The sequence below is a fragment of the Solirubrobacter deserti genome (assembly GCF_027587175.1).
GTDB classification, from domain to species: Bacteria; Actinomycetota; Thermoleophilia; order Solirubrobacterales; family Solirubrobacteraceae; genus Solirubrobacter; species Solirubrobacter deserti.
Genome location: NZ_JAPCID010000015.1, coordinates 38664 through 58224, shown reverse-complemented (window position 1 = coordinate 58224; position 19561 = coordinate 38664). Strand labels below are relative to the sequence as shown.

At 71.9% G+C, this 19561-nt stretch carries 24 protein-coding genes and 1 pseudogene; 16 read left to right on the top strand and 9 right to left on the bottom strand.

What is annotated here, in order from left to right:
• Window positions 1-28 precede the first annotated feature (28 nt).
• Entirely contained in the window at window positions 29-478 is a 450-nt protein-coding gene (locus OJ962_RS12605; protein WP_202957904.1) for an ATP-binding protein, read from the top strand.
• Here the strand turns inward: OJ962_RS12605 and OJ962_RS12600 are convergent.
• Window positions 456-1403, bottom strand: coding sequence for an aldo/keto reductase family protein (locus tag OJ962_RS12600; protein ID WP_202957905.1), 948 nt, complete (start codon window positions 1401-1403; stop codon window positions 456-458). The genes OJ962_RS12605 and OJ962_RS12600 overlap by 23 nt on opposite strands.
• Window positions 1404-1541: 138 nt before the next feature.
• Window positions 1542-1598, bottom strand: a pseudogene (locus OJ962_RS34415) (hypothetical protein); the annotation flags it as partial.
• Window positions 1599-1720: 122 nt separating this feature from the next.
• Between OJ962_RS34415 and OJ962_RS12595 the strand changes: the two are divergent.
• Window positions 1721-1855, top strand: a complete 135-nt coding sequence (locus OJ962_RS12595) for a hypothetical protein (protein WP_255526268.1) — start codon at window positions 1721-1723, stop codon at window positions 1853-1855.
• Here OJ962_RS12595 and OJ962_RS12590 read toward each other — a convergent pair.
• Window positions 1825-2439, bottom strand: coding sequence for a Stf0 family sulfotransferase (locus OJ962_RS12590; RefSeq protein ID WP_202957906.1), 615 nt, complete (start codon window positions 2437-2439; stop codon window positions 1825-1827). The genes OJ962_RS12595 and OJ962_RS12590 overlap by 31 nt on opposite strands.
• Before the next feature lie 15 nt (window positions 2440-2454).
• On the opposite strand from OJ962_RS12590, the gene OJ962_RS12585 reads away from it, so the two are divergent.
• The 12 genes from OJ962_RS12585 to OJ962_RS12530 all read left to right on the top strand — a co-directional run bounded on the left by OJ962_RS12585 (window position 2455) and on the right by OJ962_RS12530 (window position 10104).
• The gene (locus OJ962_RS12585; RefSeq protein WP_202957907.1) at window positions 2455-3729 is read left to right on the top strand and encodes a sulfatase family protein; all 1275 of its coding nucleotides are present in this window, start codon (window positions 2455-2457) and stop codon (window positions 3727-3729) included.
• A complete protein-coding gene (locus OJ962_RS12580; protein ID WP_202957908.1) occupies window positions 3726-4406 on the top strand; it encodes a type 1 glutamine amidotransferase in 681 nt (226 codons plus the stop codon). Before OJ962_RS12585 ends, OJ962_RS12580 begins: the two co-directional genes overlap by 4 nt.
• A complete protein-coding gene (locus OJ962_RS12575) occupies window positions 4403-4780 on the top strand; it encodes an SRPBCC family protein (protein WP_202957909.1) in 378 nt (125 codons plus the stop codon). Before OJ962_RS12580 ends, OJ962_RS12575 begins: the two co-directional genes overlap by 4 nt.
• Before the next feature lie 72 nt (window positions 4781-4852).
• The gene (locus tag OJ962_RS12570; RefSeq protein ID WP_202957910.1) at window positions 4853-5383 is read left to right on the top strand and encodes an RNA polymerase sigma factor; all 531 of its coding nucleotides are present in this window, start codon (window positions 4853-4855) and stop codon (window positions 5381-5383) included.
• Window positions 5380-6072 (top strand): hypothetical protein, encoded by a 693-nt coding sequence (locus OJ962_RS12565; RefSeq protein ID WP_202957911.1) that lies wholly within the window; start codon window positions 5380-5382, stop codon window positions 6070-6072. The genes OJ962_RS12570 and OJ962_RS12565 overlap by 4 nt, the downstream gene beginning before the upstream one ends.
• Window positions 6073-6091: 19 nt before the next feature.
• On the top strand, window positions 6092-6259 hold the full coding sequence (locus tag OJ962_RS12560) for a hypothetical protein (protein ID WP_202957912.1): 168 nt from the start codon (window positions 6092-6094) through the stop codon (window positions 6257-6259).
• A 75-nt stretch (window positions 6260-6334) separates the two neighbouring features.
• Window positions 6335-6715: a DUF2934 domain-containing protein gene (locus OJ962_RS12555; protein ID WP_202957913.1), complete on the top strand. Its 381-nt coding sequence runs from the start codon at window positions 6335-6337 to the stop codon at window positions 6713-6715.
• 39 nt (window positions 6716-6754) lie between these two features.
• Window positions 6755-6886, top strand: a complete 132-nt coding sequence (locus tag OJ962_RS12550; RefSeq protein WP_270006373.1) for a hypothetical protein — start codon at window positions 6755-6757, stop codon at window positions 6884-6886.
• A gap of 42 nt (window positions 6887-6928) precedes the next feature.
• Entirely contained in the window at window positions 6929-8587 is a 1659-nt protein-coding gene (locus OJ962_RS12545) for a DEAD/DEAH box helicase (RefSeq protein ID WP_202957914.1), read from the top strand.
• Between the two features lie 13 nt (window positions 8588-8600).
• Window positions 8601-9014, top strand: coding sequence for an HIT family protein (locus tag OJ962_RS12540; RefSeq protein ID WP_202957915.1), 414 nt, complete (start codon window positions 8601-8603; stop codon window positions 9012-9014).
• A 147-nt stretch (window positions 9015-9161) separates the two neighbouring features.
• Window positions 9162-9365 (top strand): cold-shock protein, encoded by a 204-nt coding sequence (locus OJ962_RS12535; protein ID WP_202958008.1) that lies wholly within the window; start codon window positions 9162-9164, stop codon window positions 9363-9365.
• A 61-nt stretch (window positions 9366-9426) separates the two neighbouring features.
• The gene (locus OJ962_RS12530) at window positions 9427-10104 is read left to right on the top strand and encodes a hypothetical protein (protein ID WP_202957916.1); all 678 of its coding nucleotides are present in this window, start codon (window positions 9427-9429) and stop codon (window positions 10102-10104) included.
• Here the strand turns inward: OJ962_RS12530 and OJ962_RS12525 are convergent.
• From OJ962_RS12525 to OJ962_RS12515, 3 genes are all read right to left on the bottom strand, one after another.
• A complete protein-coding gene (locus tag OJ962_RS12525) occupies window positions 10058-12190 on the bottom strand; it encodes a diguanylate cyclase (RefSeq protein WP_202957917.1) in 2133 nt (710 codons plus the stop codon). The genes OJ962_RS12530 and OJ962_RS12525 overlap by 47 nt on opposite strands.
• 448 nt (window positions 12191-12638) lie before the next feature.
• Window positions 12639-12995, bottom strand: a complete 357-nt coding sequence (locus OJ962_RS12520; protein WP_270006372.1) for a hypothetical protein — start codon at window positions 12993-12995, stop codon at window positions 12639-12641.
• A gap of 50 nt (window positions 12996-13045) precedes the next feature.
• Window positions 13046-13315: a hypothetical protein gene (locus OJ962_RS12515; RefSeq protein ID WP_202957919.1), complete on the bottom strand. Its 270-nt coding sequence runs from the start codon at window positions 13313-13315 to the stop codon at window positions 13046-13048.
• 58 nt (window positions 13316-13373) lie between these two features.
• On the opposite strand from OJ962_RS12515, the gene OJ962_RS12510 reads away from it, so the two are divergent.
• On the top strand, window positions 13374-14843 hold the full coding sequence (locus OJ962_RS12510) for a glycosyltransferase family 4 protein (RefSeq protein WP_202957920.1): 1470 nt from the start codon (window positions 13374-13376) through the stop codon (window positions 14841-14843).
• Window positions 14844-14897: 54 nt separating this feature from the next.
• Entirely contained in the window at window positions 14898-15632 is a 735-nt protein-coding gene (locus tag OJ962_RS12505; protein ID WP_202957921.1) for a c-type cytochrome, read from the top strand.
• Here the strand turns inward: OJ962_RS12505 and nhaA are convergent.
• The 3 genes from nhaA to OJ962_RS12490 all read right to left on the bottom strand — a co-directional run bounded on the left by nhaA (window position 15619) and on the right by OJ962_RS12490 (window position 19560).
• A complete protein-coding gene (gene nhaA / locus OJ962_RS12500) occupies window positions 15619-17979 on the bottom strand; it encodes a Na+/H+ antiporter NhaA (protein WP_202957922.1) in 2361 nt (786 codons plus the stop codon). The two genes, OJ962_RS12505 and nhaA, sit on opposite strands and share 14 nt — an antisense overlap.
• A gap of 129 nt (window positions 17980-18108) precedes the next feature.
• Entirely contained in the window at window positions 18109-18729 is a 621-nt protein-coding gene (locus tag OJ962_RS12495; protein WP_202957923.1) for a cytochrome c oxidase subunit 3, read from the bottom strand.
• A complete protein-coding gene (locus OJ962_RS12490) occupies window positions 18730-19560 on the bottom strand; it encodes a hypothetical protein (RefSeq protein WP_202957924.1) in 831 nt (276 codons plus the stop codon).
• Window position 19561: the final 1 nt, after the last annotated feature.

The window sequence follows — 19561 nt, the reverse complement described above, 5'->3', positions numbered from 1 at the left end:
CGTCGAGGACCCCCGCCATCATGCGCGCATGGAAGCGGTGATCCTCTGCGGGCTGCAGGCGTCCGGCAAGACGACGCTGTACCGCGAGCGGTTCCTGGAGACGCACGTGCGGATCTCGATGGACCTGCTGCGCACGCGCGCTCGCGAGGCGGCGTTCCTGCGCGTCTGCCTGGAGACCAAGATGCCGTTCGTGGTCGACAACACGAACCCGACCGTCGCCGAGCGCGCTCGCTACGTCGCTCCGGCGCGGGAGGCGGGGTTCACGGTCGTCGGCTACTTCGTGGACGTCGACTTCGCCACCGCGCGGGCCCGCAACGCCACGCGCGAGCGCGTGGTGCCGATGGCGGGCCTCGGTGACGTCGCCAAGCGGCTCGTCACACCCACCCCGCAGGAGGGCTTCGACGCGCTCTGGCACGCCACCGCCGGCTCGGATGGCTGGCGGATCGAGCCGCTGCTCACAACACCGCCGCTCTTTTGAGCGTGTCGTTGACCGCGGCCAGCGTGTCCTCGGACAGCTGCACCTCGGCTGCGGCCGCGTTCTCGTGCACCTGCTCGGGCCGCGTGGCGCCGATAATCACGGACGTGACGTTGCGCTGGTGCAGCACCCACGCCAGCGCGAGCTGCGAGAGCTTGACGCCCGCCTGATCGGCGATCGGCCGCAGCGCCTGCACGGCCGTCAGCGTCTCGTCGTCGAGCCACTGCTTGATGAAGCGGTTCATGGACTTGTTCGCCGCGCGCGAGTCCGCCGGGACCTTCGCGCCGGGCAGGTACTTGCCGGTGAGCACGCCCTGCGCGAGCGGCGACCACACGATCTGGCTGATGCCGTTCGCCTCGCACACCGGGATCACCTCGGCCTCGGGCGTCCGGTGCAGCGCGCTGTACTGCGGCTGGCTGGAGACGAACTTCGCCACGCCGGGGAGATCCAGCGCGGCCTGGATCTTGTCCGCCGGCCACTCGCTGAAGCCGATGAAGCGCGCCTTGCCCGCCTCGACGACCTCCGTCAGCGCACCCATCGTCTCCTCCAGCGGCACGGACGAGTCGTAGCGGTGGCACTGGTAGAGGTCGACATAGTCGGTCTGCAGCCGCTCCAGTGACCCGTCGATCTGCTTGAGGATCTGCTGGCGCGAGAGGCCGCGGTCGCGCGGGCCCATGGGGAAGAAGACCTTCGTCGCGAGCACGTACGAGTCCCGCGGGTAGTCGCGCAGGATCTCGCCCCACGCCCGCTCCGCGGCGCCCGTCCCGTACACGTTCGCGGTGTCGAACAGCGTGATGCCGGCGTCGAACGCCCCCCGCGTGCACGCCTCGGTCTGCTCGCGCCCGATCCCGCCCGAGTAGGTCAACCACGACCCGAGCGCGACGGTGGAGACCTTCAGCCCGGAGTCGCCGAGTTCCCGTTGCTCCATGGGGCGGAGACTACGCGGAAGCCCACGTGGCCCACCGGCGCGTCGCCGGTGCTGCGGCCGAAGAGCCGGTTGCGCCGGCAGTAGGACGGGTGGCAGAGGGAGGAGCCGCCGCGTTGGACGCCCGCCGACCGTCCACTCCCAGACGTTGCCGACGACGGTGTGGAGCCCGTTCGGGTTCGGCTCGTACGCGTCGACCGGGACGGCGCCGGCCTCGCCGTGCGGGAACTCGCCCCGGAACGCGTTGCCGCGCGGGGGAGCGTGCCTGGCCGGCGTGGCTCGCGCACCGCGACCCCGACGTCGTCGTCTACGAGGACTTCGTGCGCGACCCGTCGCCGGTGATCGAGGCGCTGGCGGGCGTGCCCGCTCCGCCGGCGCCGATGCGGCGGCAGGCGAACGGGCACTCGGCCGCGTGGGTCGCGCGCTACCACGCCGAGACCGCGCAGGCCGCGTGAGGACCCTCACGCACCTGCAGGCGCTCGAGGCCGAGGCCGTGTACGTCATGCGGGAGGTGGCCGCGGACTTCGAGCAGCGTCAGCCACTCGATCAAATGCCGGATGGCCGCGTGCGAGTAGACCGGCTGGGCCTGCGTCGCGTCGCCGTCGCGCCACGCCTGCGTCTGGATCGCCGTCCACAGCGACACGGCCTGCGCGACCTTGTCGCGCCGGAGCACCTGGAAGTAGCGCAGCGGCCCGAACACGTCCTCGAGCGAGCGCCCGCCGAGCCGCGCCCACAGGTCATCCGTGTGGCTCCACATGATCTTCGCCGCGAACACGCCGTTGGGCGTCGTCCCGGCGCGGCGCACGGCGTCGAAGTCGAACGCCGCTTGCGGGGTACCAGGGTCCAGTGGGGGGAGCAGCGAGTTGACCAGCGGATCGTCGAGCCCGGCCAGGTACTGGCGCGGCTGGTCGGCGAGCCCTGTGTCCTTGAAGTGCTGGAACCACTCGTTGGGGACGCCGGCGACCCCCGTCGCCTTGAGCAGCTCGCACAGCAGCGTGCTTCCGCTGCGCAGCGCGGCGCAGACGATCAATCCAGACATTCTCGATAGGATTACATGACTTTGCGGGAACCGAACATCGTGTACCTCCACTCGCATGACACGGGACGGCACATCCAGCCCTACGGCCACCAGGTCCCGACGCCCAACATCCAGCGCCTCGCGGACCAGGGGGTGCTGTTCCGGCAGGCGTTCAGCGCGGCGCCCGTCTGCTCCGCCTCCCGCGCGGCGCTGCTGACCGGCGAGTACAGCCACACGAACGGGATGCTCGGCCTCGCGCACCGCGGCTACCGGCTCGCGGACTACGACCATCACCTCGTCCACACCCTGCGTGCCGCGGGCTACACGTCGACGTTGATCGGCGAGCAGCACCTGTCGTCGGACCCGGCCGACATCGGCTATGACCGGATCGTCGAGATCGACAGCTCGCACGCGGCGCACGTCGCCCCCGCGGCGGCGGGCGTGCTGCGCGAGGCGCACGAGCAGCCGTTCTTCCTGAGCGTCGGCTTCTTCGAGACCCACCGCGACTACTTCGAGCCCACCTCGGCGCGTGACGCGCTGTACTCGCTCCCGCCGGCGAACCTGCCGGACACGCCGGAGACCCGGCGGGACATGGCGGCCTACAAGGCGAGCGCGCGGTCGCTGGACCAGGGCGTCGGCACGGTGCTCGACGCGCTGCCCGACAACACCCTGGTGATCCTCACCACCGATCACGGGCTCGCGTTCCCGGGCTCGAAGGCGACGCTGAGCGACCGCGGGATCGGCGTCATGCTGATCATCCGCGGCGCGGGGTTCGAGGGCGGCAAGGTGTCCGACGACCTCGTCTCGCAGATCGACCTGTTCCCGACGATCTGCGAGCTGGCGGGGATCGAGCGGCCGGAGTGGGTGCGCGGGCGGTCGCTGCTGGCCGCCGAGCGCAACGACGCGGTGTTCGCGGAGATCACGTTCCACGCGGCGTACGAGCCGCAGCGCGCGGTGCGCACGAAGCGGTACAAGTACATCCGGCGCTTCGAGAACGGTCACCAGGGCCCCGTGCTCGCGAACATCGACGACAGCCCGAGCAAGGACTATCTGCTCGCCCACGGGCTCGCGGACCGGCGCCCGGCGGAGGAGGAGCTGTTCGACCTCGTCTTCGATCCGGGCGAGGCGAGCAACCTCGCCGAGGACCCGGGGCACGCGGACGTGCTCGCCGAGCTGCGCGGGCGCCTGCTGGACTGGATGCAGGCGACCGACGACCCGCTGCTGCACGGCCCGATCGAGCCGGAGGAGGGCGTCGAGATCAACCTGCCGGATCAGATCTCACCGGACGAGCCGACGGTGATCGCCCGATGACCGGCCTCGTGCTGCAGACCCAGGCGGACGCCCCGGCCGGGCGGCTCGAGGACTGGGCGCGGCGGCGCGGGTTCACGCTCCGGACGCTGCGCGTCGACGGGAAGGACCCCTATCCCGACCCGCGCGAGTTCGAGTTCGTGGTCGCGCTCGGGTCGAGCGCGAGCGCCGCGGGCGGCGGGCCGGAGTGGGTCGGCCGCGTGATCGAGTTCCTGCGCGCGGCGGACGCCGCCGACGTGCCCGTGCTCGGCATCTGCTTCGGATCGCAGGTGCTGGCCGCCGCGCTCGGCGGCACGGTGCACCGGCTGACCGTGCCCGAGGTCGGATGGGTGACGGTCAATTCCAGCGACACCGACCGCATCCCGCCCGGCCCGTGGATGGCGTGGCACGAAGACGGATTCACGCTCCCGCCGCTCGCCTACGAGCTCGCCTCCAACGCGTTCGGCGTGCAGGCGTTCTGCGACCGTCGCCACCTCGGCGTGCAGTTCCACCCGGAGGTCACGCCGCCGATCGTCGAGCGCTGGGCGAGCAGCGATCACGCCGACATGGAGCGGGCAGGGGTGACGGCGGAGGACCTGGATCCGGCGCCCCATGCGGCCGACGCCGCGCGGGCCGCCGAGGTCCTGTTCGACGGGTTCGCCGCCCGCGCGGGCCTCGTGGCTGTAGCCTCCGGCGCGTGAAGCACGAGCACACCCATCACGTCGCCGCGGATGCCGACAAGGTGTACGCCGCGCTCGCGGACATCCGCAACCTGCCGCACTACGTGCCGCAGATGACCAAGGCCGAGCCGCACGACGGCGACAAGGTCACCGTCGAGGCGCGCTACCAGGGCCACACCCAGCACGGCGAGGGGTGGTTCAAGACCGACGACTCCAAGCGCCGGATCGAGTGGGGCGCCGAGGGCAGCGACTACCACGGCTGGCTGCAGGTCGACCCGGACGAGCAGGGCTCGCGGCTCACGTTGTTCGTCGCGACCGTGCACGGCGACGCACCCGATCCCGAGGTCATGGGCACGCTCGACGCGATCCGCCGTCTGGTCGAAGCGGACGTGTAGCGATTCGCACGGCGGCGCGCGCCCTCGCGATACGACCGTCACAAATCCACACCTCTCGCGGTATTGGGGGGTGTGGACGGCTGGAGCGATGAGCGCCTTCTGACCGAGACCCCCTCGGTCCCGGCGGCGTTCGCCGTCTTCTACCGGCGCCACGAAGGGCCGATGCTCGGCTACTTCATGCGCCGCACCGGCGACGCCGAGCTCGCCGCCGACCTCGCCGCCGAGACGTTCGCCGCGGCGCTGCTGGGGGCGTCCCGCTTCCGCGGGGACGGCAACGCGGTCGCGTGGCTGTACGGGATCGCCCGCCACCGGCTGATGCGCTCGTTCGAGCGCGGGCGGGTGGAGGACCGCGCGCGGCGCAAGCTCGCGATGCCGCGCCTGGAGGTCGACGACGAGCTGATCGAGCGGATCGAGCGGCTCGCGGGGGAGGAGCGGGCGGTCGAGCTGCTCGACCGGCTCCCGGCCGACCAGGCCGAGGCGATCCGCGCGCACGTGCTCGACGAGCGCTCCTACAAGGACATCGCCGCGTCCGTGCAGGTCTCCGAGGCGGTCGTGCGCAAGCGCGTGAGCCGCGGGCTGACGACGTTGAGGGAGCTTCTATGAGCGTGTTCCCGGAGCTGGAGTCCGCGCTCGACGCGGCCGCCCACCGCCGCTACCGCGGCCGCCGCCGGCGCGTCTGGGTCCGCTGGGCGGCGGCACCGGCACTGGCCGCCGGCGCGGCCGCGCTGGTCGTCGCGCTGGTCCCGGAGCGCGAGGCCACGGGGCCGGCCGCTCCGCCGCCGGTCACCGTGCCCGCCGCCGCGCTCGCGCGCTCGGACGCGCTGGTCGCGGCCCCCGCCGCGCCGCTGAACGCGCGCACCGAGCGGCTGGAACACTCGGAGCTGCGCGCGGCGGCGGGCGAGATCGCCGCCCGCGTGCCGTACCCGCCCGGCGCGGGCGAGTCGATGGACTGGGAGGGCACGCCGCCCGGGCCGACCGACATGGCCTCGATCAACGATCGCGGCACGGTCCAGTTCCTGGTCGAGTTCCGCGCGGGCTGCGCGTGGGCGACGTTCTGGCTGTTCGCGCTCGAGCAGGGCAACGAGTCCGCGCTGGCGAGCGCGACGGCCGTCCTGCAGGACGTCCCGCACTGGCCGACGCTGCGCGCCTCGCTCCAGGACCCGTACGAGCGCACGCAGGGCTGGAACGCCGTCGCGCCCGCGGCGCTGGCTCGCGACGCGGGCCCGGTGCGGGCCTACGCACGCGCCAACTGTGCCGTCGTGCCGACCCCGTGGAACGATGTGATCCGGTAGGCCGTCTAACGTCGCGGGCGTGGCCACGGATGATCTCGCCGAAGCGCTGGAGCTGCGCGACGAGCTGCTGATGGCCTGTCGCGAGGTCCTGCTGCAGGTCGGCACGCGGCAGTCCTCGTCGCTGGTCGCGGCCATAGACGCGCTGCTCGATCTCGACGACGAGGCGAGCCCAGGGTCTCAGCGCTGACCATCGCCCCCGTTCAGGGGGTTTCTTCACCCATTGCAGCAGACGATTCCGCTAACGCGGGCGATACTCGCGCGTATGACTACCCGTCGCAAGTGGGATCCTGAAACCATCCACGCCACCCTCGAGCCGATCGTCGCTGAACTGGGCCGCTTCCCGAAGCGCGAGGAGCTCTCCGAGCGCGGTCTCGGTGGCCTGAGCACCGCCATGGGCAAACACGGCGGCGTCGCCGAGTGGCGCGCGCGCTTCGCGGACGCCGCGCCGGCCGCCGCGCCCGCGGCTCCGACCGCCGTCGAGGTCGAGGTCGTCGAGACGCACGTCACCGAGGACGGGATCACGGCGACGATCAAGGTCACGCACGAGGACATCGCCACTCGCGCGTACTTCCTCGCGCTCGAGCAGGGCGGCGACCCGGTCCACCACTGGCTGACGGCCGAGCGCGAGCTCACGACCGCCTAGCACCCCGCGGGAAGGTCGCCGCCTTATGGAACCTTTGAGGTGACCTTCAGCAAGTTTTCGGGGTTGCGGCCGATCATGGGGGACATGACCCAGATCGCCGCCGTCCTCATCGTGTGTGGCGCCGCCGCGTTCTTCGCCATGATGGCGTGGGCGGGCCAGCACCACTCCTGAATCCTGCTGGATCCACGTCGCCCGCTAGCGTAGGTGGGCGACGTGGCCGAAGACGAGATCGCACCCACCTTCGCGGACCTCGGCCTTCGAGAGGAGCTGCTGAGCGCCCTCACCCACCTGGGCTACGAGGAGCCGACCCCGATCCAGCGCGAGGCCATCGGCCCGCTGGTCGAAGGCCGCGACCTGCTCGGCCAGGCCGCGACCGGCACGGGTAAGACCGCCGCGTTCGCGCTCCCGATCCTGCAGCGCATGGAGCCGGGGCGCCGCACCCGCGAGCCCGCCGCGCTCGTGCTGGTGCCCACGCGCGAGCTCTCGATGCAGGTCTCCGAGGCCATGCACAAGTACGGCCGCCAGCTCGGCGTGCGCGTGCTGCCGGTGTACGGCGGCCAGCCGATCGTCCGCCAGCTGAAGGCGCTGGACCGCGGCGTGGACGTGGTGGTCGCCACGCCGGGCCGCGCGATCGACCACCTCAATCGCGGCACACTGAACCTGGACACGGTCGAGACCGTCGTGCTCGACGAGGCCGACGAGATGCTCGACATGGGCTTCGCCGAGGACCTGGAGGCGCTGCTGGAGGCGGTGCCCGAGTCGCGCCAGACCGTGCTCTTCAGCGCGACGATGCCGCCGCGGCTGAACGGGATCGTCAAGCGCCACCTGCGCGAGCCCCAGGTCATCGAGATCGGCCGTGCCGACGTCGAGGCTGAGGCCAAGCGGGTGCGACAGAGCGCGTACATCGTCCCGCGCGCCAGCAAGGCGGCGGCGCTCGGTCGCATCCTGGACGTCGAGCAGCCCACGGCCGCCCTCGTCTTCTGCCGGACCCGCGACGAGGTCGACACGCTCACCGAGACGCTCAACGGCCGCGGCTACCGCGCCGAGGCGCTGCACGGCGGCCTGTCCCAGCAGCAGCGCGACCGCGTGATGCACCGGTTGCGCGGCGGGCAGGCCGACCTCCTGCTCGCGACCGACGTCGCGGCGCGCGGCCTCGACATCGACCTGCTGACCCACGTCATCAACTACGACGTGCCGTCCTCCCCCGAGTCCTACGTGCACCGCATCGGCCGCGTCGGCCGCGCGGGGCGTGAGGGCACCGCGATCACGCTCGCCCAGCCGCGGGAGCACCGCTACCTCAAGACGGTCGAGAAGATCACCAAGCAGCGGATCTCGTTCGAGAAGCTCCCGACGGTCGCGGACCTGCGTGCGCGCCGGCTGGAGCTGACCCGCGCGAGCCTGGAGGAGTCCCTGCTCGAGGACGGCGACCTCGACCACTTCCGCGTCGTCGTCGAGACCCTCGCCGAGTCCTACGACGTGATGGACGTCGCCGCCGCCGCGGTCAAGCTCGCGCACGAGGCGAGCGGGGTCACGGTCGACGAGGAGGAGATCCCCGAAGTCGCGCCGCCGCCCAAGGACCGCCCGAAGCGCCCCGCCAAGCCCGCTCAGCGTGGGGACGAGAGCATGGCGCGCGTGTTCGTCGGCGCCGGCCGCGTCGCCGGCATCCGCCCGAAGGACCTCGTCGGCGCCATCACCAACGAGGCGGGCCTCGCGGGCCGCGACATCGGCGGCATCGAGATCGCCGACCGCTTCTCGCTCGTCGAGGTCCCGGCCGACGCCCTCGACCACGTGATCAGCGCCCTGCGCGGCACCACGATCAAGGGCAAGAAGGCGACCGTCCGCCGCGAGCGCTTCACGTCGCCCCGCCGCTGATTAGGCTGCGGTCATGGCCGCTGATCCCGACTGCCTGTTCTGCAAGATCGTCGCCGGTGCGATCCCGTCCACGCGCGTCTACGAGGACGAGCGGACGATCGCCTTCATGGACATCAACCCGGGCACGCGCGGGCACCTGCTGGTGATCCCGCGCGAGCACGCGAAGGACCTGCTCGAGATCGACCCTGAGGACCTGGCGGCGTGCGCGCGCACGGCGCAGGTGATGGCGCGAAAGGCCAAAGACGCGCTGCAGGCGGACGGGATCAACCTGATCAACAGCTGCGGGCCGAAGGCGTGGCAGACCGTCTTCCACTTCCACATCCACGTGATCCCGCGCTACGACGGGGACCCGCTGCGGCTGCCGTGGCAGCCCGCTCCGGGGGACCGGGACGAGATCGCGCGAGCGGCCGAAGCCCTGAGCGCGTAGACATCTCAACGGCCAGCGTTCAGCGAACGCAGTTGCGCCGCGCTCCCAGACATGTATAGCGTCTCCCCCGTTGGGGCCGGACGCACCGACCGGTCGAAATTAGTGCGGCGTGGTTAGACGCCGAGCAGTAGTCAAGTGGGGTCATCTGTGGGCACCGGTACGGTCAAGTGGTTCTCAGACGAGAAGGGCTTCGGCTTCATCACGCCTGATGGGGGTGGGCGTGACCTATTCGTTCATTTCTCCGGCATCACCGGCGACGGATATCGATCGCTGAGCGAAGGCGCCAAGGTCACGTTCGAAGAGGAGAACGGCGACAAGGGTCCGAAGGCGATCAACGTCCAGAAGCTGTAGCGACGCCGTGGAACCGGGGGGAACCGCATCCCCCGGGGCCTCGTCGTGTTGAATGCGTGTGATGGCCCATCGCACGCTCTTGCTGGCCGCGGCGACGCTTGCCGCGGCGCTGGCCGCGTCTGCGCCCGCCTCGGGGAAGGTCATCGAGGTCGGTCGCACCGACGCTGCGCCGGCCTGCCCGGCTGCACCTTGCCTGGCCGTGTCTCGCACCACCGGCTACCAGATCAAGGTCGGCGCGGAGCGCAACGCGTTCACCGTGCCCGAGGACGGGAAGATCGTCGCCTGGTCGATCGCGCTCGGGACGCCGTCGGCGGAACAGATCGCCTACTTCGACATGAACCTGGGCGGTGAGGCGTCCGCGCGGTTGACCGTGCTGCGCCAGGGCCGGACGCTGTACTCGCGCACCGTCACGCAGACCCCGGTGCAGAAGCTCGAGCCGTTCTTCGGCCAGACGGTGCAGTTCCCGCTGGGCCGCGCGCTCAACGTCAAGAAGGGATATGTCATTGCACTGACAGTCCCGACCTGGGCGCCGGCGCTGACTCCGCTGCTCACGGATCAGAGCTCCTGGCGTGCCTCACGGGCGAAGGGCAAGTGCAACGACACGGGCACGCAGACGGCCCAGCAGCGGCTCGATCTGGTCACGCAGTACCGCTGCCTCTACAAGGCGCGGCTCACCTACAGCGCGACGCTCGTCACCCGCCCGGTGCCCACTCCGAAGAACGCCCCCGCCGGGACGTAGGCTCCTTCGGCGGCGCGGCCGCGAGCTTCACGCCGGCCGCGCGGTCGGGCACCTGCGGCTTGTCGTGGCCGAGCAGGTCCAGCAGACCCTCGATCACGTCCGGGTCGTACTTGGAGCCGGCGCCGGCGCGCAGCTCGCTGACGGCGCGTGCGGGCGTGAGCGCGGCGCGGTAGGGCCGCTCGGTCGTCATCGCCACCCACGCGTGGCAGGCGAGGATCACGCGCGAGCCGACCGGGATGCGCGTCTTCTCGAGCCCGTCCGGATAGCCCGTGCCGTTCCAGTGCTCGTGCTCGTGGCGGACGATCGGCGCGAGCGCCGCGAGCTCCTTCGTGCGGGCGAGGATGCGCTCGCCGACGATCGGATGCTCGGACATGACCTCCCACTCCTCGCGGGTGAGCGGGCCGTCCTTCTCCAGCAGCTCCTCGGGCATCGCGAGCTTGCCGACGTCGTGCAGCAGCGCCGCGTGTGCGATCCGCTCCACATGGTCGACGTCGAGCCCGAGCATCATCGCGACGCCGCGGGCGAGCCGGACGAGCTCCTGCGTGTGCTCGTGCGTGTAGTTGTCGCGCTCCTCGATCGCGGCCGCGAGCGCCTGCACCGCGGCGGGCGAGCCCGAGCGCGACTGCAGCAGCGCCAGCTCGCGCTCGACCTCGGGGTTCGCGACCGCGACGCGGCCCTTGCCGGTGCGCTTGGCCAGCATCAGCGCGCGATCGGCCTGCTCGAGCAGCCCGTCGGCGTCCAGGCCCTCGTGCCAGGCGGCGACGCCGATCGAGCACTTGCCGCCGATCGCGTCGCGGCAGCGCTCGGCGACCGCGGCCGTCTCGGCCTCGTCGGAGCCCGGGAGGAGCAGGACGAACTCGTCGCCGCCGTAGCGCGCGACCTGGTCGTAGGGGCGCAGCTCGCCCTGCAGCGCGCGGGCGACGGTGCGCAGCAGCTCGTCGCCGGCGGCGTGGCCCTGGGTGTCGTTGACGCCCTTGAAGTCGTCGAGGTCGAGGATGACGGCGCCGAGCGGGTGCCCGTCGCGGCGCGCGCGGGCGATCTCCTCGCGGATGCGCAGCTGCATCGCGCCGTGATTGAGCACGCCGGTCAGCGCGTCGGTGCGGGCGACGTGCTGGACGTGCTCGAACGCCTCGGCGTTGCGGCAGGAGACCGTGGCGAGGCCGGCGATCGCCTCCAGCGTGCGCAGGTCCTCGTCGTGCATGTGACGGCGGGTCTTCCACGCCACCGACAGCGCGCCGCGCAGCTGGTCGTCCCACGCGATCGGCACCGACAGCGCCGACAGCAGCTCGTCACCGATCGGGTGGTCGAGCTGGCCGGCGAGCAGCTGGTAGTCGTGGCTGATGAACGCCTGGCCCGTCTCCAGCACGCGGCCCGCGGCGCCCTCACCGGGTTCGACACGGAGGCCCACCCAGGTCGACGGCACGTTGAACCCGGCCGTCGCGACGGCGCCGCCGTGCTCGAGGTCGGCCAGGTAGAAGCCGGACATGTCCGCGTCCAGCGCAAGCGCCGCCTCCTCGACGAGCGTCTCCAGGATCTCCTGCAGGTCCAGCGAGCGCCCGAGCGCCCGCGCGGCGCGGACGACGGCGCGGTCCTGGACGGAGCCCGCGGCGCGGCGTTCCTCGGCTTCCAGGCGCGCGAAGCCCGCGGCGGCCTGGTCAGCCAGCAGCCGTGCGTCGGCGATGTCGGCCTGGGAGATCTCCCGCGAGGCGCTCCACGCGACGAAGAGCACGGTGCGGATCTGACCGCCCCACACCAGCGGCACGAACAGCGCCGAGGCGATCCCGTACTGCGCGGCGCGGTCCGCGACGATCGCGTCGCTGTTGCGCGCGTCCGGCACCGCGAACGGCCGGCCGGTCTCAAGCACGCGCTCCGTGCCCGAAGGACCGTCTTCGAAGCGCACGTAGGCGTCCGCGCCCTGGCCCTCGTCGCTCGCCCCGCGCCGGTCCTGGCTGATCTCGAGCAGGCGGACGTGATCGGCGTCCAGCACCGCCCTCAGCGCGGCTTCCAGCGCAGCGGTCAGCGCGCCCGGCTTCGTCGCCGAGGCGGCCTCCTGTGCGACGCGGGCGAGCGGACTCGCCGCGCCCACGCTGGTGTCGGTTGCGGTGCGCAGTGTGTATGCCTTCCGTGGACCGGAGTAATCGGCCGATCCACGTCCTACTTGAGCTCCCCATACCCGCGCGCGCGGGGCGTACGCGCGGCGTAGCGCTCACGTCCCAGCGCGCCAGGGTGCGGTACGGGCGCTGACAACGGCTCACCGAGAGGGAAGGGGGCGGCGTTTCCCCGCGCGCCCGGACTCAGCGCCTCCGAGCCCCGCGTGGCGCGAACCTCCGCGTGCTGCGTACCGTCAAGGTACGGGCTACGGAGACCACGTGGTGCGGGAGTGGTCGTTTCGTCCTGTTCCGGGACCGAAACGAGCACGCTCGGGCTCAACCGCGGTTCGGACAAAGGGGGTGATGTACAAACGGGTCCTGAGAGGACCCGTTTGTACATCACTCCCCTTGGGGCCAGCGTCCACCACACGCGGTGGACTGAACTCAGCAGGCGCCCGGGTTCGCGGCGCAGTAGTCGTCCAACCCTGCGTCCGGCGTCTCGGCCGGAGGAGCGGTGTCGTCGGGCTCCTGCGCGGGGGGCGCTTCGGCTCCGCCGTCGGCCGCGCCTTCGTCGCCGGCGGCGTCCGGCGCGGGGGTCTCTTCCGGCTGTGAGGTGGCGGCGTCCGCGCCCTCTTCGCCCTCCGGGGTCTCCTCGGCGTCGGCTTCGGCCGTGGGGGTCGGGGTGGCGGCGCCGCCGATCGCGGCGCCGTCGCCGGGGACGTCGAGGTTGACGGGGCCGCCCGGGACCTCGCGGTAGGCGACGTTCGCGCCGCCGCAGCCGGCGACGGTCAGCAGGAGCACAACAAAAGCAGCGGCAAGGCGCGGCGCGAGGCGCATGCAGCGACCTCCTCTCAGCGGGGCAGCGCGGCCATGCGGCGGCCGCACGTGGGGCAGTCGTTCAGGTCCTTCTGGGCGGGCTGATCGCACCAGTTGCAAAAACGGAGTGTCTCCACGGCCCATGGCAGGCTTGACTTCGACGGCGGCAGCGGAAGGACCTTCCCGACCACCTCGAGCTCCTCGCCCGTGTCCTGGTCGCGGTAGACCTTGCCGGGCACGGCGGGGAGCAGCAGCTCGCGACCGGTGGACGGCGCGCGCAGGCGGTAGAGCTGGCCCTCGGACATCGGCGGGGAGCCTAGCAGCGGGCTCGGCGTCCGCGGGGCGTAGGCTGTTCGGCTTCTCTTGCGCATTCTCGTCTTCCACGGCTACCTGCTGCACGGCACGGGGTCGAACATCTACAACGCCGAGCTCGGCGCCGCGCTCGTGCGCGGCGGCCATGAGTTGCACCTGCTCTGCCAGGAATCGGACCCGTACTCGCTGCCCTGGGTCGACGCGACCGGCGACTGGGACAGCGGCGAGCTGCAGGTGCAGGCACGCCGGCAGCCCGCGCGCGCGACCGTCTACCGGCCCGACATCGCCGGTGTGCTGCCGCTGTACGTCGCCGACCACTACGCGGGCTTCGACGCGCGCCCGTTCCCCCAGCTCAGCGACGAGGAGGTCGAGCGCTACATCGAGCTCAACGTGCGCGCCGTCCGCGACGTCGTCGAACGCGCCCAGCCGGAGGTCGCGCTCGCCAACCACCTGGTGATGGGTCCGGTGATCCTCGCGCGGGCGCTGAACGGCGCCGTCCCGTACGCCGTAAAGGTCCACGGCAGCGACCTCACCTACGTCGTGAACCCGTACCCGCGCTTCCGGCCGGCGGCCGCGGAGGGTGCGGAGAAGGCCCGCGGGCTGCTCGTCGGCTCCCGCCACACGGGCGAGGTGCTGTGGGACCAGCTCGGCCACGAGCTCGCCGAGCGCACGCGGCTCGGGCCGCCAGGCGTGGACGTGGAGCGCTTCGGCCCAGACCAGGGCGACCTCGCCGGCCTGCGCGCCCGCCTCGAGCAGACCGCGCCGACCGAAGGCTCCTCGTTCGCCCGTGACCCGCGGGAAGCCGTCGCGGCGCTGGACGCGATCGAGCCCGGCGACCGGCTGATCGTGTTCGTCGGCAAGCTGATCGCCTCCAAAGGCGTGGAGCTGCTGCTGGCGGCGTTCCCGGCCGTGCTCGCGCGCGAGCCGCGCGCGCGGCTGCTGATCGTCGGCTTCGGCGCCTTCCGGGAGCGGCTGGAGCAGTTCGTCGCTCAGCTCGACGCGGGCGACCGCAGCGAGCTGCGCGGGGAGGACGGCCGCGAGCTGCCCCAGCTGGCGGCCTTCATGAACGACGCCGAGCTACCGGACGCGCGGATCGCCGACCGCGTCCATTTCGCCGGCCGGCTCGACCACGACGAGCTCACGGCGCTGCTGCCCGCCGCGGAGGCGATGGCGGTGCCGTCGACGACGCCCGAGGCGTTCGGCATGGTCGCGGCCGAGGCGGCGGCGTGCGGCGCGCTGCCCGTGGTGGCCGACCACTCCGGGCTGGGCGAGGTCGCGCGGACGCTGCGCGAGGCCGTGCCCGAGGAGGCGCGCGGCTGGCTCTCGTTCGAACTCGGCGATCAGTCCGTCACCCAGCTCGCCGACGCGCTCTCGGGTTGGCTGGCCGCGCCGGAGGACCTGCGGGAGCGCACGCGCGAGGCGATCGTGGCCGTCACCCGCGAGCGCTATTCGTGGGACGGCGTCGCCCGCACCGTCATCGCCGCGGGACGCGGCGAGCTGGACGATTTGCCACGCGTATGACACGTGGGCGCACCGGCGGCGCCCACGTCCCCGCGTCCGGTTAGGATGCCGCCAATGAGGAGAGAGCTGGCGTTGATCGTCGGGGTGATTTCGGCTTCGTCCGTACTCACGGGCTGCCAGCTGAAGGACAACGCGAACGTCGTCAACGGCAAGCAGCTGTTCGTGCAGGAGTGCGGCGCCTGCCACGTGCTGTCGCGCGCCGGCACGACCGGCACCGCGGGTCCCAACCTGGACGCCGCGTTCGCGCAGTCGCGCAAGGACGGCCTGGGGGAGAGCACGTTCGAGGGCGTGGTCTACACGCAGATCCTGCACCCGAACCGTAACCCTCAACTCAACCCTGCGAATCGGCGCGAGACGACGCAGCAGATGCCCGCGGACCTGGTGACGGGCCAGGACGCGAAGGACGTCGCGGCCTACGTCGCGCAGGCCGCCGCGGTGCCCGGCGAAGACAAGGGCCAGCTCGCCTCCGTCGGCGCCGCCCAGGCCGAAGGCACGGCTGAGGCCGAGAACGGCGTGCTCGACATCCCGGTCGCCGAGGCCGGCCTCGCCTATCGCTTCGCGGACGCGCGTACCCCCGCCGGCAGCGTCCGCTTCACGTCCGCGAACCCCCAGAGCGTCCCGCACAACATCGCGGTCGACGGCAACGGCCTCGACGAGAAGGGCCCCGTCGTGGAAGCCGGCGGCGTCTCGGAGATCACCGTGGATCTGCAGCCGGGCGAGTACTCGTTCTACTGCTCGGTGCCGGGCCACCGCGAGGGCGGCATGGAGGGCACGCTCACGGTCGAGTAGGGTCGCCGCCCGCCTGCATCGACAGCAGGATGGAGCGGCGCAGCAGGTAGGCGCGGGAGATGATGTCGCGCAGCTCGAGGTCCGCAGCCAGCCCGTCGGCGAAGCGCTCGGCGGGCACGACGAGCACCTCGCCGTCACGCGCGGCGACGGCGGTCGTGAGCATCAGCTCGCCGCGCAGCAGCGCCAGCTCGCCCACGAACGAGCGCGGCCCGTGCACGCGCCCGACCAGGTTGCGCTCGCCGTAGCCGACGACCATCGCGACCGCGCCGCTCAGCACCACGACGAAGTCCGCGGTCGGCGTCCCGTCTCCGAAGACGGGCTCGCCGCGCGTGATCGGCCGGCGCTCGCCGAACGCGCTGAGCGTCGCGATGTGCCCGTCCGACAGGCGCGGGAACGCGTCGCTCGCCGGCTCCTCGTCGAAGTCGTCGAGCACCAGCTCGCTCGGCCCAGAGCCGTCGTCGGGCATGCGCACCCGCTCGATCTCCGGCTCGGTGGCGGGCAGCGGCGGCAGCTCGCCGCCGCCGAGCAGCGCGGCCTCCAGCGCGTCCGCGTCGTAGCGGCCGATCAGCCGGCGGCCGTTGACGAAGAACGTCGGCGTGCCCTCGGCGCCGCTGGCCTCGGCGCTGGCGACGTCCTCGCGCACCCGCGCCGCGTGCTCGCCCGACCCGAGCGTGCGCGCGAAGCGCTCCACGTCCAGCCCGAGCACCTGCGCGTGATCCACCAGATCGGTCGGGGACAGCTGGTCCTGGTGGGCGAACAGCCGGTCGTGCAGCTCCCAGAACGCGCCCTGCTCGGCGGCGGCCTCCGCCGCCTCGGCCGCGAGCTCGGCGTGCGGGTGCACGTCGGGCAGCGGCAGGTGGCGGAAGACGTAGCGCAGCCGGTCCCCGAGCCGCTCGCGCAGCTCCTCCACCGCGCCGGTCGCGCGCCCACAGAACGGGCACTCGAAGTCGCCGTACTCGACAAGCTCGAGCGGTGCGTCGACCGGGCCGCGGATATGGTCGACCGCGGGGTCGACGGGCCGGTCGAGCACCATGATCGGCGCGTCGTCCTCGTCCGCGGCCAGCCGCTTGTCCAGCGCGAAGATGGCCCACGCGACGCCGAGCGCGAGCAGCGACGCGGCCAGGATGCCGACGCGCGCCTCGTCGGCCAGCGCGGCGGAATCGAACGCCAAGTCGGCCACGAACAACGAGATCGTGAAGCCGATCCCGCCCAGCGCAGCGCCGCCGAGCAGCTCGCCCGGTCGGATCCGCCCGGGGAGGTGCCCGAGGCCGAAGCGCACGCCGGCGAGGCTCATGGCGCCGATCCCGGCCAGCTTGCCGAACACGAGGCCGGCGATCACGCCCCAGGTGACCGTGGAGCTGACCGCGCGCTCGATCAGCTCGCCGTCGATCGCGACGCCGGCGTTGGCCAGCGCGAACACGGGGACGACGAAGAAGCTCGACCACGGGTGCAGCAGCTCGGTCAGGCGCTCGTTCGGGGACACCGCGCGCTCGACCGACAGCTTCGCCGAGCGCGCGAGCGCGGGCAGCGGGGACTGGCCGAACGCGCGGGCGAGCGCGCCCGCCTCGCGCACGTCCTCGGGTCTGGGCGCGAAGGCGGACACCAGCAGGCCGAGCACGACACCCGCCAGCGTGGGGTGGATGCCCGACTCGACCATCGCCACCCACAGCACGAGGCCGACCACGAGGTAGACGGGCCCGCGGAAGACCAGCGCGCGGCTCACCAGCGCCATCGCGGCCACGCACGCGGCCGCGACCACGATCGGCGTCAACGACACGTCGTCGGAGTAGAAGACGGCGATCGCCAGCAGCGCGCCGATGTCGTCCACCACCGAAAGGGACAGCATGAAGACGCGCAGGTGCGCGGGGAACGCGGGTCCCACCACCGCCAGCGCGCCGAGCACGAACGCGGTGTCGGTGGCCATCGCGATGCCCCAACCGCGCGCCTCCTCGCCGCTCGGGTTCAACACCAGGTAGACGACCGCGGGCACGATCAGGCCGGCGATCGCGCCGAGGGCCGGGATCGTGAAGCGGCTGCGGTCGGTCAGCTCGCCCATCGAGAGCTGGCGCCGCAGCTCGAGGCCGATGACGAAGAAGAACAGCACCATCAGCCCGTCATTGACCCAGTGCCGCAGGTCGTGGTCGTAGTCGAAGAAGTCCCCGAAGCTGATCGAGATGTGCATTCCCCACAGGTCCTCGTAGAGGCCCGAGAGCGGGGAATTCGCCCACACGAGGGCGAGGATCGTGGCGGCGAGCAGCAGCCCGGCGCCGCCCGTCTCCGTGTGCAGGTAGCTGCGCAGCGGGGCGGCGAACTGACCGACGAACTCGCGCGTCGAGGACCGCGTCATTTGACGCGAAGTTCTACAACGCCTGGATGACCAGCGCCACGACGAGCACGACCGCCGCGACGCCGAGCACGTAGAGCAGGACGCGGAACGCGTCCCGCTCGTACTTCAAGGGATTGAAACGGTCGTCGCTCAAATGATGTAGACGGTGAGGTAGACGACGATCCACATGACGTCGACGAAGTGCCAGTAGATGCCCGGCACTTCCATGCCGAGGTGGCTCTGCGACGAGTAGTGGCCGCGGAACGAGCGGATGACCACGAACAGCAGCAGCACCAGGCCGATCGTCACGTGCGCGCCGTGCAGGCCCGTGAGCCCGTAGAAGATCGTGCCCTGCGCGTGGTCCTGCGGCGAGAACCCGACGTGGACGTACTCGTTGATCTGGATGAACAGGAACGTGGCGCCCAGCAGGAACGTCACGAGCATGCCCAGCTGCAGGCCGCGCCGGTTGTCCTTGCGGATCGCCTCCTGCGCGTAGTGCAGGGTGAACGACGAGGACACCAGGATCGCGGTGTTGAAGCCCGCGATCAGCTTCGGCAGATGGTCACCCTCCGCCGGCCACTCGGCCCCGCCCACGACCCGGATGAAGAAGTAGGCCGTGAAGAAGGCCCCGAAGACCATGATCTCCGAGATGATGAAAAGCATCATCCCGAGCGTCGCCGGGTCCACCCGCGAGGAGCGGTTGGCCTCCGGCGGGCCGTGATGGTGGTGGTCTTCGTGCTCGTGCGAGCCGAGGTGCGCGGCGGCTGCCACCTAGGCCTCCGCCGGCTCGGTCGCGCGGGCCTCGATGTGCTCGACGGGCAGGTGCGTCGAGTCGCGGACGCGCTCGACGAGCTTGTCCGCCACCCACTGCGAGGAGCCCTCGGGCAGCGTCGAGATCAGGATGTCGTGGATGTAGAAGTACTGGACGGCGTTCATGATCGCCGTGTACGGATCGGGGTCGCCGATCATGCCCGCGGCGATGATGCCGGCGTCGTCCAGCGAGGCGAGCAGTCGCCGGCCGCGCTGGCGCGCCTCGCGCACGCGGTGGCCCTCGGTGCCGTCCTGGGGGACGATCAGGATGTAGCGCTTGGGCTTCTCGGTCGCGTCGGCCATCGCCTTCAGGCGCTCGAGCAGCTCCGGCGCGGCGCTCGTCAGGTTCGCCACCACGAGCGTGACCTCGAACGGCAGGCCGTCCTTGTCGATGTCGACGATGACGTGCTCGACCGGGACGTCGGTCGCCTCCTCGAGCCGCTCGACGAGGTCGCGCTTGATCCAGGAGGAGGCCTCGACCGGTTTGGTGCCGATGATGATCTCGTCGATCGGCTGCGCGCGGAAGGCGTCCATCGCCGCGTTGAAGGGGTCGGTGTCGCCGACCTCGCCGTCGCCGACGGCTCCGAGGTCGCGGATGTACTCCACCGCCAGCTCCATGCGCACCTGCGCCGAGTCGCGCACGACGTCGTCGTAGATCACGTTGCCGTGGCGCGGGCGGGTCTGCGGCACCACGACGAAGAAGCGTGCGCCCTGTTCCGCGCGCTCCTTGATGCGTTCGAGCAGCGCTCCGCCCGCAATCGTCTCGTTGGCGAGGATCAGCACCGTCGGCACG